14 protein-coding genes are annotated in these 12427 nt (G+C 58.6%); 4 read left to right on the top strand and 10 right to left on the bottom strand.

The window, feature by feature from the left end; translation table 11 throughout:
* Window positions 1-4: 4 nt before the first annotated feature.
* The 3 genes from ACSQ2W_RS19315 to ACSQ2W_RS19305 form a co-directional block, all read right to left on the bottom strand.
* Window positions 5-673, bottom strand: a complete 669-nt coding sequence (locus ACSQ2W_RS19315; protein ID WP_436087889.1) for an amino acid ABC transporter permease — start codon at window positions 671-673, stop codon at window positions 5-7.
* A gap of 75 nt (window positions 674-748) precedes the next feature.
* Window positions 749-1579, bottom strand: coding sequence for a sugar phosphate isomerase/epimerase family protein (locus ACSQ2W_RS19310; RefSeq protein ID WP_436087888.1), 831 nt, complete (start codon window positions 1577-1579; stop codon window positions 749-751).
* Entirely contained in the window at window positions 1580-2320 is a 741-nt protein-coding gene (locus tag ACSQ2W_RS19305; RefSeq protein ID WP_436087887.1) for a GntR family transcriptional regulator, read from the bottom strand.
* A gap of 286 nt (window positions 2321-2606) precedes the next feature.
* Between ACSQ2W_RS19305 and ACSQ2W_RS19300 the strand changes: the two genes are divergently transcribed.
* From ACSQ2W_RS19300 to ACSQ2W_RS19285, 4 genes are read left to right on the top strand one after another with little or no spacing between them, the layout of a single operon-like run.
* A complete protein-coding gene (locus ACSQ2W_RS19300) occupies window positions 2607-3500 on the top strand; it encodes a dioxygenase (RefSeq protein ID WP_436087886.1) in 894 nt (297 codons plus the stop codon).
* Window positions 3501-3521: 21 nt separating this feature from the next.
* Entirely contained in the window at window positions 3522-4304 is a 783-nt protein-coding gene (gene hpaH, locus ACSQ2W_RS19295; protein WP_436087885.1) for a 2-oxo-hept-4-ene-1,7-dioate hydratase, read from the top strand.
* Between the two features lie 7 nt (window positions 4305-4311).
* On the top strand, window positions 4312-5079 hold the full coding sequence (gene hpaI, locus ACSQ2W_RS19290) for a 4-hydroxy-2-oxoheptanedioate aldolase (protein ID WP_436087884.1): 768 nt from the start codon (window positions 4312-4314) through the stop codon (window positions 5077-5079).
* Window positions 5080-5118: 39 nt separating this feature from the next.
* Complete coding sequence (locus tag ACSQ2W_RS19285) at window positions 5119-5847, top strand: transporter substrate-binding domain-containing protein (RefSeq protein ID WP_436087883.1); 729 nt, start codon at window positions 5119-5121, stop codon at window positions 5845-5847.
* Window positions 5848-6012: 165 nt separating this feature from the next.
* Here ACSQ2W_RS19285 and ACSQ2W_RS19280 read toward each other — a convergent pair whose 3' ends face one another.
* From ACSQ2W_RS19280 to ACSQ2W_RS19250, 7 genes are all read right to left on the bottom strand, one after another.
* A complete protein-coding gene (locus tag ACSQ2W_RS19280; protein WP_436087882.1) occupies window positions 6013-6306 on the bottom strand; it encodes a type II toxin-antitoxin system RelE/ParE family toxin in 294 nt (97 codons plus the stop codon).
* Window positions 6307-6308: 2 nt separating this feature from the next.
* Window positions 6309-6587, bottom strand: a complete 279-nt coding sequence (locus ACSQ2W_RS19275; RefSeq protein ID WP_436087881.1) for a type II toxin-antitoxin system ParD family antitoxin — start codon at window positions 6585-6587, stop codon at window positions 6309-6311.
* Window positions 6588-6897: 310 nt separating this feature from the next.
* Window positions 6898-7893 carry an ABC transporter ATP-binding protein gene (locus tag ACSQ2W_RS19270; RefSeq protein ID WP_436087880.1) on the bottom strand — a complete coding sequence of 332 codons (996 nt, stop codon included), beginning with the start codon at window positions 7891-7893 and terminating at the stop codon, window positions 6898-6900.
* A gap of 25 nt (window positions 7894-7918) precedes the next feature.
* Complete coding sequence (locus ACSQ2W_RS19265; protein WP_436087879.1) at window positions 7919-8749, bottom strand: carbohydrate ABC transporter permease; 831 nt, start codon at window positions 8747-8749, stop codon at window positions 7919-7921.
* Window positions 8749-9669 carry a carbohydrate ABC transporter permease gene (locus ACSQ2W_RS19260; RefSeq protein WP_436087878.1) on the bottom strand — a complete coding sequence of 307 codons (921 nt, stop codon included), beginning with the start codon at window positions 9667-9669 and terminating at the stop codon, window positions 8749-8751. Before ACSQ2W_RS19260 ends, ACSQ2W_RS19265 begins: the two co-directional genes overlap by 1 nt.
* 56 nt (window positions 9670-9725) lie before the next feature.
* A complete protein-coding gene (locus tag ACSQ2W_RS19255) occupies window positions 9726-10988 on the bottom strand; it encodes an extracellular solute-binding protein (protein WP_436087877.1) in 1263 nt (420 codons plus the stop codon).
* 47 nt (window positions 10989-11035) lie between these two features.
* The gene (locus ACSQ2W_RS19250) at window positions 11036-12331 is read right to left on the bottom strand and encodes a glycoside hydrolase family 30 protein (protein ID WP_436087876.1); all 1296 of its coding nucleotides are present in this window, start codon (window positions 12329-12331) and stop codon (window positions 11036-11038) included.
* Window positions 12332-12427 lie beyond the last annotated feature (96 nt).

Raw genomic sequence — 12427 nt, 5'->3', positions numbered from 1 at the left:
CTCCTCACCGCACCGGATAGCTGAAGAAACGACGCGAGATCAGCGCAAACAGCCCCATCATCATCCAGGAGATGGCGAGATACATGAGCGTGATCGTGAAATAGACCTCGAAGCTGCGGAACGTGTCGGACTCGATGATCTGTGCGACGGAGGTCAGCTCATAGGCTGCGATCGACGTGCAGACCGACGTGGTGAGCGTCAGCATGATGAACTGGCTGGTCAGCGAGGGGTAGATCGCCCTCAGCGCCGGTTTCAGGACGATCAGGCGGAACACCTGCGCCTTGTGCAGGCCGAGCGCGAGGCCTGCTTCAACCTGACCCTTGTGGACGCTGTCGACCCCGCCGCGAATGATCTCGATCGCATAAGCGCCGCCGTTGATGGCCAGCGCGATGATCGCCGTGACCGTGGGGTTGAGGCGAATGCCCATCATTGGTAGAGCGAAGAAGATGAAGAAGATCTGCACCAGGAACGGTGTATTGCGGACCACTTCGACGAAGGTGATGACGGCCGCGCGCAAGGGACGGATATTCGATGTCCGGGCCGCGACGCCGATGACGCCGATCACCAGCGCCAGCGACATGCCCGCGAGTGCAAGGCCGATCGTCGCCAGAGCCGCCATCAGCAGGTCGGGCATCTTTTCGAAGACAACGCTGAAATCCAGCACGTAATTCATGACAATATCTCTCTTCCGTCGACGGGCTCTTCTGCCTGTCTCCGTGTTGGTATCCGTTTTGCGTTGTGCCTCTGGTTAGCCGGTCAACGCACGGGTGGCATCGTGAAGGTGACGCAAATGCTCCTCGGGCGCCTGACTGGAATGGATCGGCACCTCCACCGAAACGGCAGCGCCTGCGGGCAACGCCCTCATCAGGCTCGCCACGGGAAGCTCACCCAGCCCCGGAGCAAACCGTCCCGTTCTGGCCTCGCTGACCATTTGATCTGCCGTTGTCGGCGCAGGTCCCCGCGCATCGCAGAGCTGAATGCTTCTGATCATGCCTGGAGGCGCAGCAGAGACATCCTCAGCTTGTCCGCCATTGCGGAAGAAGTGCAGCGCATCGATCAGCGCGCCGGCGTTGTCCCGGTTCGATCCCTGCACGATCGTCAGGCTGTCATCAAAGCTGGCGACAGTGCGCCAGCCCATGTTCTCAAGATCGACACCCATGCCGAAGGTGGCCGCGAGGTCGCAAAGCGCTACGAAATTGGCAACGAGGCGTTCCCGATCCGGGTCGTCGCCGCAAACGCTGAGACGTTGCGCACCAAGCGCGCTGGCGGCTTCAAGCATGGACGTCAGAGCAGCGGCATCGAAGTCCGGCCCGATGACAACGAATTCGATGTCATACAGCGAGATCCCTTCACCCTCCAGACGCGCTTTAACGTCACGCGCTGCGTCACTTCTCGCCGGCAGCTCATAATAGGGAGCGCCGGGAAAGGCCGGATATAGGCGCAGGCCAACCGACGAAAAGCCCGCTGCTGCGGCAAGCGACACGAATTTCGCCGGCTCGACATCAATCGCTGAAAAATGCGCGACCCCCAGCGGCGGCACTGAAATCTTGGCCGGCATGGTTTCCTCCCGGGTCTCCATTCAGGCAATTCCCTTTTCCGCGAGATGCTTTCGTAGATTTGTTCCGGTGCGATGGATATGTTCGCGCAGCCGGTCGCAGGCATAGTCCATGTCCCGCGCTACCGTTCCCTGCGCGATTTCGCTGTGCTCGACACTGACGTTGCGGTCGCCGGATGTGCGGGTGAGAAAGGTGCGCCGATAGCGGTCGTTCAGGTTCAGCATGGTCTTGCAGAAATTGAGAAGCAGGGGCTTCCGGCAGCCCGAAATCAGGGTCAGATGAAACTCCCGGTGGACGGCCTCCCACTGCTCCAGAGTTTCGGGTTTGGCTGCATCCCGTTCCGTCCGGTTCAGGCGATGCAGCGCGCGCATGACGTTGCCTTCCCATTCGACATCGCCGACACGCATGGATTCCCGCAGCGCATACGTTTCGAATTCCTCGCGCAGACTGGTGATCTCTTTGAGATTGGACAATGACACGGGCGCGACGCGGTAGCCGCGGTTGTCTTCGAATTCGACCAACCCGTCTGAAATCAGACGCGCCAATGCCTCGCGCAAAGGACTGAGGCTGACGTTAAAACTCAGTTTTGCTCGATCGAGATTGATCTTGCTGCCCGCCTCGAGCTGGCCGGAAATGATTGCTTCGCGCAACCGCGATACTAACTGGCTGGCGATCGTGTTCTTGCCGTCATCCAAAAACGATGGAGCGGGCGTCGCCGCCTCCACGCCGTTTTCCGAAATCAGGCTTCCAGGCCCTGATCGCAATTGGCATCCTCCCAGATGGCTCCGCACGTTTCTGGCGTCGGATTTCATTATCGACGATCGATATAATAAACGATTATTCGTGTCAAACGATTTGGGCAACAAAACAGTCGATTTGCATCATGGGAAACCTCCCATCTGCTATTTATATAACAAAATCAATTCGATTATTGACAATCTAGTGCCGCTGTTAGCGCTTTATGGCGAAAATGCCCGCAGTTCAACAACTGCCTGCTTGACAAATAATCGATGATTTATCAAAACAGGCACACCCACGTGGAGGTGTGAGATGGTGATACGGACCCAAGAGGATGTGACGGCGGCTGTTTTGAGGGTCATGGAGCAGACCTCGGATCACCGACTTCGCGAGATACTGACGGCGCTGGTAAAGCATCTGCATGCCTTTGTTCGCGACGTCCGCTTGACGGAGCCGGAGTTTCGCGATGCCACGGCAATCCTCAACGAAATCGGTCAATTGCAAACCGACAGCCATAACGAGTTTGTCCTGATGTCGGGTTCGCTCGGCGTTTCAACGCTGGTCTGCCTGCTCAACAACGGCGATCAGGGCCAGACCGAAACGTCCCAGTCGCTGCTTGGCCCCTTCTGGCGCCTCAACTCGCCGCGCGTTGAAAATGGCGGTACTATTATCCGGTCGGATACGCCCGGCTCTCCGCTGTTTGTGCGAGGCAGGGTTGTTGACAGACACGGTGAGCCCGTTGCGGGCGCCGAGGTGGATGTTTGGCACGCGTCGCCCGTCGGTCTCTACGAGAACCAGGATCCTGATCAGGCCGAGATGAACCTGCGGGGCAAATTCACGACGGACGCAGATGGTCGCTTCCGGTTCAGCACGGTCAAGATGGTGGGCTATCCCATCCCGGTGGACGGTGTCGTCGGCCGGCTTTTGAAGGTGCAGGGACGTCACCCTTATCGCCCAGCGCATCTGCACGCGCTAATCTTCAAGGAAGGGTACAAGACCTTGATTTCGCAGGTTTTCGATCCGAGTGATCCGAATATCGATTCCGACGTTCAGTTCGGGGTGACGTCCGCGCTGACTGGCGATTTCGTGCAGCATGACGAACCGCATCCGGACGATCCGAGTGTCAATATTCCCTGGTTTTCCCTGGAATACACATACGTGATGGAGCCCGGCGAGGCAGTCCTGCCACGCGCACCAATCAAATAAGCAAACGGGAGAACGACACCCATGTTGACGGATGAACAGCGCCGCGCTGCGGCACAGGCGTTGCTGACGGCCGAGGAAAGCCGGGTGCCGATCCCGCAACTCAGCAAGACCTATCCGCACATCGAGATCGAGGACGCCTACCGCATCCAGGATCTTTGGGCGGAAGGCAGGATTGCCAAAGGTGCGCGCGTCGCAGGCCACAAGATCGGCCTGACATCGCGGGCCATGCAGATGGCATCGAAGATGACCGAGCCGGATTACGGGCGCATCCTCGATGATGCTCTGTTCAACGATGGCGCCCAGATCAGGGCCGACCTCTTCATCAAACCGCGCCTTGAAGTGGAACTTGCCTTCATCATGGGCGAGGATCTCGAAGGCTCGAACACCCGCATCTACGACGTCATGCGCGCTACCGAATTCATCGTGCCGGCGCTCGAAATCATCGATTACAGAACCGAGGTCCCACGCGCGATCACCGATACCATCGCGGACAACGCGGCCTTCGGCGCCATTGTCGTCGGGGGCCGCGTCATCCGTCCGATGGATGTCGACATCCGGTGGATCGGGGCAACGCTCTCCAAGAATGGGATCATCGAGGAGTCCGGCGTTTCGGCGGCCGTCATGGGGCATCCCGCGGCAGGCATTGCCTGGCTCGTCAATAAGCTCCATGCGGTCGGCGGCAAGCTGGAGAAGGGGCAGATCGTCCTGGCCGGTTCCTTCACTCGGCCGGTCGATATTGCCGCCGGTGATGTCATCCAGGCGGATTACGGTCCGATCGGCGCGCTCGGCGTCTCGTTTCTATAGGTGATTCATGAACCTTCCGGAAAACCACTTCAAACGCGCGCTCCACGAAAAGAGGCAGCAGATCGGCCTCTGGTGCAGCCTCCCGGGCAGCTATGCCGCTGAAATTGTGGCCCCCTCCGGGTTCGACTGGCTGCTGTTTGATACCGAGCACTCGCCCGGCGATGTGCTGACGGTCTTGCCGCAATTGCAGGCGGTCGCGGCCTATAACGTTTCGCCTATCGTGCGCCCTGCCAGCAACGACGCGGTCCTGATCAAGCGCTATCTCGACATCGGCGCGCAGACGCTGCTCATCCCCTACGTGCAGAACCGGGAGGAAGCCGAAGCAGCGGTTTCCGCCATGCGCTACCCGCTCGCCGGTATCCGCGGCGTGTCCGGGCTGACGCGGGCGACGCGCTTTGGCCGTGTCGCCGGCTACGCCAAGCGGGCAGAGGAGGAGCTGTGCTTGCTGGTGCAGTTGGAAACCCGTGCGGCACTGGAGGCGTTGGAGGCCATTGCCGCGGTCGATGGCGTTGATGGTGTCTTCATCGGCCCCGCCGATCTTGCCGCCAGCCTTGGACATCCGGGGGAGCCCGGCCATCCTGAGGTCGTCGCTGCCGTCGAGGATGCGATCATCCGTCTTGCGGCTCTCGGCAAGCCGGCCGGCATTCTCACGCCGGACACTGCCTTTGCTGCGCGCTGCATCGAACTCGGAACGACCTTTACCGCGGTCGGTGTCGATGTCGGTATTCTCGCTCGTGGGACCGAGGCGCTCGCAGCCAAGTTCAAGCCACGCTGACCAGCGGGTTTGCGTTCTATTCGGCAGAGGATCGAAAACATGACCGACGAAATTGCACGTTCGCGGGCCGCGCTGTTGCCGAAGGGCTACCTGCGTGCGGCGGTCAACCTTGCCAACGTTGCCTTGGTGAGAGGCGATCCGGCGACTGGCAAATTTGAAGGCGTCAGCGTTGAACTGGCCCGTGATCTTTCAAAGCGTCTCGGTTGTCGCGTCGAATTTGTTACATATCCTTCGGCCGCCAAAATCCTGGAAAAGGTCGATCAGGACGAGTGGGACATCGCCTTCCTGGCCGCCGATCCGGCCCGTGAAGACAGGCTTTTATTCTCGCCTGCCTATGCGCTGATAGAAGGCACGCTTGTGGTGCGGGAGGAAAGTCCGTACCGCTCCTTTTCTGATATAGATATGGAGGGGGTGAAAGTCTGCGTCACGCGAAACGCTGCATACGACCTCCATTTGGCGCGGCGTCTCGCTCACGCCCAATTGGTTCATGCGTCAACGCCACCGAAATCACTCGACCTATTTGTGAACGGCAATCATGAGGCGTCTGCGGGCATAAAGCAGGCACTTGAGCGCTTTGTCAGCGAGCATGAAGGGTTTCGTATTTTAGTCGAACCGTTCCTCATTATCAGGCAAACGATTGCTGTCAGTTGTTCCCACTCATCTGCGGGTCTCCTGGTGCGCGCATTCGTCGAGGACGCTCTCCAACAGGGCTTCTCGGAAAACGTCGTCCGCGAAGCGCAACGCAATGGCGTTACCTTGGCAAATTGAGTCAAATCCTGGTTGGTATAGCGACTGCGGGACCTACGACAACCGCTGCGTGCGCTTGCCCCCTGCAGACTAAGCGCACAGGAAAGTTCCATAAATCACCTTACGGCTTACGCCTCACACGTGCGATCACGGGTCTCCGTATTCATGAGACCGTGAGGCTGCCGCTTATAAAATGACTTTCGAGGATATCTTTCTGCGGCCATGCAGGACGCGGACGATTTCAATCGCACCGCTACTAAGCCGATAGAGAGTTAGATACTCGCCTGAGACCAGATGCCGAATGTCAGGCGCAATATCGTCGCGCGCAACTCCCGAGTAGGGGTGTCGGGCGAGATTGTCCCAGCGTGCTTCAATCGCGTCAAGAACACGGTCAGCTGCGGATATGTTCTCAACGGCTATGTAAGACCATATCTCGATCAGGTCCTCGTCCGCACGATCGGTTCGAATAATTGAAAGCACGGCTAGCGTTCGTGTCGTAGAGATTCCAATCGATGGCGCGCTGCAGCTTTTACCTCTGCCATTGTCGAGCGCGAACTTGGCCCACTTTCGATGCCTTCCTGCACAAGCGCTCGGAGATCCTCGACTGTGTACCCGAGCAAATCACGTCGCTCCTTCCACTCGCGGACGGCGTCACGGATGGCTTCACTCGTCGATGCATATTCGCCCGCATCCACCGCGCTCCGCACAAACCCCGCCATCTCCGACGTCAGTGCAATTGTAATCTTCTCCACAGTCGCCATAGTCTTAGTCTCCGACTTACCCGCAGAACGGTATGCGATTAGCGTACCGTACACAAGTAATAAACATTGCAAACTAGAGCAGCAGGACAATGTCGGTAACTAATTGATTATGCGTCCCCCTAACTCCATCCCGTGGTCAGCGGTTCGCATCTATTAAGGCGAGCACCATAAGCCGTTCTATTTTAGTGCCCGTGCGTTAGAGATTGACATGGGGCATCGCCTTCGAGTGATGTCTCATGCCGTAAGGTCCCGGCGTAAGCTCGTGATGAATTCCTCTACCAACGGCGCAAACGCTAGCGCCAGCCTTCAGTCAGGGAATCCGTTGCCCACTGTCATCAAAGCGGTGGAGGTGCTCTTGCAGGAATTGAAACTGCAGCACTTCCCCTGTTTTCATCTTGTGGTCGCCATTGATGCGAACGATCAGTTCGCCAAGTTCGGAGTCGATATAGGCGATCGTTTCATTGCCGAGATGTTCGGCAACTCGCAACCGGCCGTTCCAGTGGCCATGCTCACCAAGCTCGATATGTTCGGGCCGGACGCCGATCGTCTTTGCGCCTTGCTTTGCTGCGGCCTCACCGGTGATCATGTTCATCCGGGGGGAGCCGATGAATCCAGCGACGAACAGTGTTTGCGGACGATTGTAGAGCTCCATTGGCGCACCGACCTGTTCGATTCGACCCGCATTCATAACAACGATCTGATCGGCGAGCGTCATCGCCTCGACCTGGTCGTGGGTCACGTAGATCATCGTCGATTTCAACCGCCCATGCAGATCGGCGAGTTCGACCCGCATCTGATTGCGGAGCGCTGCGTCGAGATTGGAAAGGGGTTCGTCAAAAAGGAAAACGTCAGGGTTGCGGACGATCGAACGCCCGATCGCAACGCGCTGCCGCTGGCCGCCGGACAGGGCCGCCGGCTTGCGCTTCAAAAGTGCCTTGAGATGCAGGATCTCGGCCGCTGCGTCCACGCGTTTCTGCCGTTCGTCCGGTGCCGTCTTCGAAAGCCGAAGACCAAAGTCGATGTTCTGCTCGACCGTCATATGCGGAAAAAGGGCATAGGATTGGAAAACCATCGAGATGCCGCGCTTGGACGGCTCTTCGCGGGTAACATCCCGGCCTCCGATCGAGATCTTGCCGCGGCTGGGGGCCTCCAGACCCGCCACCATGCGCAACAACGTCGACTTTCCGCAGCCGGAGGGTCCGACGAGCACCGTGAACGAACCGTCCGGAACCGACAGCGTCAAATCGGGGATCGTCTCGATCGCGCCGAAGGTCTTGCTGATATTGCTAAGTTCTACATTTGCCATGTCCTGATCCTCCCAAAATTAAGCTTCAGCCCTTGACTGCACCGCCTGTCAGGCCCGCAACGATGTATTTCTGCGCGGCGACGAAGAACACGACGGCCGGCAGGATGGTGAGCGTGATGAAAGCCAGAACCCTGTTCCATTCGACGAGGAATTCGCCGCGGAACTGCATCATGCCGAGCGGCCAGGTAAACAGTTCGCGCGAGTTGATCACCACGAGCGGCAGCAGGAAGTTGTTCCAGCTCTGCACGAAGGCAAAAACACCAACGGTGGCGAGGATGGGTGTCGAAAGGGGCAGGGTGAACCGCCAGAAGAAGCGGATATAGCCGCACCCCTCAACGTAGGCCGCTTCGAAGAGCTCTTTCGGCAATTGTTCAAAAAACGTCTTGAAGAGCAAAATGGAGAGCGACAGGCCAAACGCCGTCTGCGGCAGGATCACTGCCCAGTAGCTATCGAGCAGTCCGAAGTCGCGCACCTTGATGAACAGTGGTAGGATCGCCGTCGCGAATGGAAACACCAGCCCTGCCAGCAGGTAGGACATCAGCATTTTCGAGCCGAAGAATCGGATCTGCGCGAAAACGTATGCGGCGGCGGCCGCGACGATCAGCGTCAGGACGACCGTGGACAGCGAGATGATCAGCGAATTACCGAGATATTTCCAGAAACTCGGATCGTTGAGCAGGGCTGAATAGAATTCCGTGTTCCAGTGCGACGGAATGCCGAACGGGTTGGCCAGCAGTTCGCCATTCGTTTTGAAGCCGCCGAACACGGCGACTGTCAAAGGGCCGAGGACGAACGTCACGACAATCAGCAGGATCGCCAGACGAGCGAGCTGTGGAATTAAACGAGCGGAGGTCATCACTTGCTCCTCTTGTTGGTCTGACGCTGGTAAAGGATCGAAACCCCGACGGCGGCAACGAAGAGCAGGACGCCGACAGCGCTTCCGAATCCGATCCTGGTGCGGGTGAGGCCGAACGTGTAGAGATAGGTGACGATGGTGTGGGTCGAATTCGACGGCCCGCCATTGGTGAGCGGAATGACCACGTCGAAGAGCTGCAGCGACCCGACGACGGCGAAAAAGGCGGAGACGCCGATTGCCGCCCCGATCAACGGCACCTGGACAAAGCGAACGACTTCCCAGCGCTTCGCGCCTTCGAGTCGTGCTGCCTCCAGAAGTTCCTTCGGAACGCTTTGCAAGGCGGCCACGAAAATCATCATATGGAACCCGAAATACTTCCACAGCACCACAAGCGTGATGGCGAGGAAGGCCCAATGGCGATCGGCAAGAATGAACACAGGATTCATCCCCAGCGACTTGAACAGGGCACTCGCGACGCCGGCATTGCCATCGAAGACGAAGCTCCAGATCAATCCAGAGGCGATTTCGGCCAGGATGTAGGGCAGGAAGAAGACCAGCCGGAACAACGTGTTCGCGGGCGTCTTCTCGTAGACCATCAGCGCAAGGCCGAGTGCGAGCGGCAACTGGATGAACAGCGAAACAGCCAGGACGATCAGGGTGTTCCGAACGGACTGCCAGAAGATGCCGTGATTGAGGACCTGACGGAAGTTGTCGAGCCCGACAAAGTCGGTTGGGGTGCCGTAGCCGTTCCATTTGAACAGGCTGTAGTATGCCGCATCGAACAGCGGCAAAGCGACGAAGAGGGTGAAGAGCAGGAAGGCGGGCGGCAACATGAGAAGGACCGCCTGGCCTTTGCTCGACATGAGATCGGCAAGTATTGAATTGGACTTCGGGGCACGTATGCTTGCTGCGTTGGACATGACTTCGCTCCACTGGATGGGGCTGGCAGGTCAAGCCTGCCGGCGAGATGCGAAATTCAACGAACGGACCACGCGTCCTGAACAGTTGTCGCGGCCTCCTCCGGTGTCACCGCGCCCTGTGCGAGATCCGCAGCAGCATCGTTGATGGTCGCCCCAACGTCCGACCCCAGTGCCTGATCGAGGAAGATCTGGTGGAAGCTGGACGCGATTAGGGCGGCCGACATCTGCTTGAAGAAGGGATTGCTCATCCCTTCATCCGCACCCTTGGTAACGGGAATGAAGAGGCCCTCGGCACCAGCTACCGCTTGGTTTTCCTTGCTGGAGAGATATTTCAGGAATTCGACCGCTTCGGGCTTCGCACCGGCGACGACGGCAAAACCATTGATGCCGCCGAACGTATCGGTTGGCTGCCCAGCACCGCCGGCAACTGCCGGGAACCGGACGGTCGCCATCTTTTCGTCAGAGATACCCTTGCCTGTGGCGGAGTTCTGCTTCGCTGTGCCGTAGTCCCAGTCGCCCATCAGGTGGAAAATGCCCTTGCCGTCGCCGAACATGCCGGTCGCCTGCTCGAAGGTCGTGTCCATGAAGCCCGGCTGGAACGGTTGAAGATCGAGAAGCGCCTTGAAATCCCCGCCAGCCTTGACGAAGGGTGCGGCTGCAAAGCCATCGCCTTCTCCGGCCATGGCCGCAGTCAGGCCGTCCTTGCCGGCATCGCGCACCATCAGATAGCCGTAGTAGAAATGCAGCGGCCACTTGTCCTTGCCTCCGACGACGATCGGCGTGATGCCGGCTTCCTTCGCCTTTTTGACTCCAGCCAGGAAGTCGTCCCAAGTCTTGATGGCACCCAGATCGATTCCGGCCTTGGCGGCGAGGTCCGTGTTGGTCCAGAACACGATCTCATTGGCATTGGTGGGGACTCCAAAGACCTTGCCGTCGATGGTGAACGCTGCAAGGCTTGCCGCCGACAGACTATCCGCCCATTCCGGCGTCATCATCGCACTAACATCCTGCAAGACGCCGGCTTCCGCCTGCTGCGCCAGCACGCCACCCGCCCAGCTGTAGATCAAGTCCGGCTTCTGGTCGGATTGCAGAAGCGTGCTCAGCTTTTGCTTGTAGGCTTCGTTGGCGAGGTATTCGAACGCAATGTCGACGCCGGCATGCGCCTTCTCAAATTCACTGACGACCTGGTCGTAGTAGGCCTTCTCATTGGCTGGCACTTCCGGGCGCAGAATGTTGACGGTCGTTTGCGCCAGTGCGGTTGACGCCGACAGCGACAAGAAAAGCGCGGTGTTCCTGAGCACGCGCATTGAAATGTTCATGTACTTCCTCCTCAAGCAAGGCGGACGGGAATCGTCCACCTGAACAGTCAAAATCGGATTGTGTTGATCGAGAGTGGGGGCAGGGTGAGCGCCAGCGTCTCTTCCCCGAGAGACAGCGGGACGGCGCGCGGGGCATCGCCGGGATTCTGGATGACAACGACGGTCGTGCCATCAAGATTGCGGAAGGCAAGCGCGTTCGCGGCCATTGGTCCCACGGTCGCAAGCACCTGGGCACCCGGACGGATGAAGGCGCTGAAGTGCTTCATCACGTAGAATTCTGGATTGTAGATCACGGCCAGGTTTTCAGGTTCGATGGTGATCATCGAGTTCTGCTGCCAGCCCCAGGTGCTTTCGCCCTGCGGCTTGAGGACCATGTTCCAGTAGACATAGGCTTCAGCGCCGTTTGAAATATAGTGCTGGATCAGGTCGAAGACGTAGTGGGCATGGTCCCATGTGTTGGTTCCATCGCCGCATTCGTTTTCCGTTTGGATGATCGGCAGGTGCGGAAATGCCTGGCGGGTCCGCTGGACGGCATGTTTTCCGGCCCATTGAAATCCGGCCCCGGTGATGTAGGCGGCCGCCTCGGCATCGGAAAAGATCGTGCCCGCCCAGGCGTTGAAGTCACCTCGTTCGATCGTACCGGCCCAGATTTCCGTCTCCAGGCCGGCGGCCTTGAACGCCGGCCCGAGGTCATCGCGGATGAAGTCGCGCATCTTGGCCCCTGTCCAGATGCAGGACGGGAATTTCTGGTCGGAATTCGGTTCATTCTGGACATGCACGGCATCGATTGCGATGCCAGCGTCGCTGTAAGCCTGGACAAAACGGACGAAATAGTCGGCGTAGGCCTTGCGGTACTCGGGGTCCCAGACAAGCGTTCCGTAATTGTGGGCCTGCGGAAATTTCATCCAGGTCGGGGGACTCCAGGGCGACGCAAAGAGGATAAAGTCCTCGCCCCGCATTTCCCTGGCCGCCTCGATGAACGGGATCAAATATTTATGGTCGCGTGCGATGGAGAAAGCAGCCATGGCGAAGTCGCCAGCTGTTTCATTATGGCTGTACCAAATTTCCGAATAGTCGTTCGCGCCGATCGGCAGGCGGCAGTAGTTGAACGCGCAGGCATCCGTGGAAAACAGCTCCGCAAGGATGGTTTGGCGCACATTGTCGTCGACAAGCTGGAGTGCCTTCCAGCCGAGCTCATTGAAGCAGCCGCCAAAGCCTTTGAAATTCTCAAGGATCGTCTTCCCGGTGGTCAACGCGGGACCACTCACGGCGTTGAGCGGTCGTTCGACTGACCTGGCGACCCATTGCTCCGCCGGACATGTTGAAATCCAAGTAATCGTCATCGTCTCGTTCCACCTTGGGGCGCGCAAAAACCCATGGCGCGCGAAGGGGATCGCGCACCACATCCGGCGCATACGTGCCTGAATATGTTCGTTTCT

Source organism: Pararhizobium sp. LjRoot255, assembly GCF_964252905.1.
In the GTDB taxonomy this organism is placed as follows: Bacteria; Pseudomonadota; Alphaproteobacteria; order Rhizobiales; family Rhizobiaceae; genus Pararhizobium.
The sequence above is the reverse complement of the archived record's forward strand: the minus strand, read 5'-3'. Positions and strand labels throughout refer to the sequence as shown.

What these genes read in the sequence shown, in the direction of transcription:
- ACSQ2W_RS19250 (WP_436087876.1), bottom strand. Translation starts at nt 12,331, where the DNA reads ATGACGATTACTTGGATTTCAACATGTCCGGCGGAGCAATGGGTCGCC.
- ACSQ2W_RS19300 (WP_436087886.1), top strand. Translation starts at nt 2,607, where the DNA reads ATGGTGATACGGACCCAAGAGGATGTGACGGCGGCTGTTTTGAGGGTC.
- ACSQ2W_RS19265 (WP_436087879.1), bottom strand. Translation starts at nt 8,749, where the DNA reads ATGACCTCCGCTCGTTTAATTCCACAGCTCGCTCGTCTGGCGATCCTG.
- ACSQ2W_RS19315 (WP_436087889.1), bottom strand. Translation starts at nt 673, where the DNA reads ATGAATTACGTGCTGGATTTCAGCGTTGTCTTCGAAAAGATGCCCGAC.
- ACSQ2W_RS19275 (WP_436087881.1), bottom strand. Translation starts at nt 6,587, where the DNA reads ATGGCGACTGTGGAGAAGATTACAATTGCACTGACGTCGGAGATGGCG.
- hpaI (WP_436087884.1), top strand. Translation starts at nt 4,312, where the DNA reads ATGAACCTTCCGGAAAACCACTTCAAACGCGCGCTCCACGAAAAGAGG.
- ACSQ2W_RS19310 (WP_436087888.1), bottom strand. Translation starts at nt 1,579, where the DNA reads ATGGAGACCCGGGAGGAAACCATGCCGGCCAAGATTTCAGTGCCGCCG.
- ACSQ2W_RS19270 (WP_436087880.1), bottom strand. Translation starts at nt 7,893, where the DNA reads ATGGCAAATGTAGAACTTAGCAATATCAGCAAGACCTTCGGCGCGATC.
- ACSQ2W_RS19260 (WP_436087878.1), bottom strand. Translation starts at nt 9,669, where the DNA reads ATGTCCAACGCAGCAAGCATACGTGCCCCGAAGTCCAATTCAATACTT.
- hpaH (WP_436087885.1), top strand. Translation starts at nt 3,522, where the DNA reads ATGTTGACGGATGAACAGCGCCGCGCTGCGGCACAGGCGTTGCTGACG.
- ACSQ2W_RS19285 (WP_436087883.1), top strand. Translation starts at nt 5,119, where the DNA reads ATGACCGACGAAATTGCACGTTCGCGGGCCGCGCTGTTGCCGAAGGGC.
- ACSQ2W_RS19255 (WP_436087877.1), bottom strand. Translation starts at nt 10,988, where the DNA reads ATGAACATTTCAATGCGCGTGCTCAGGAACACCGCGCTTTTCTTGTCG.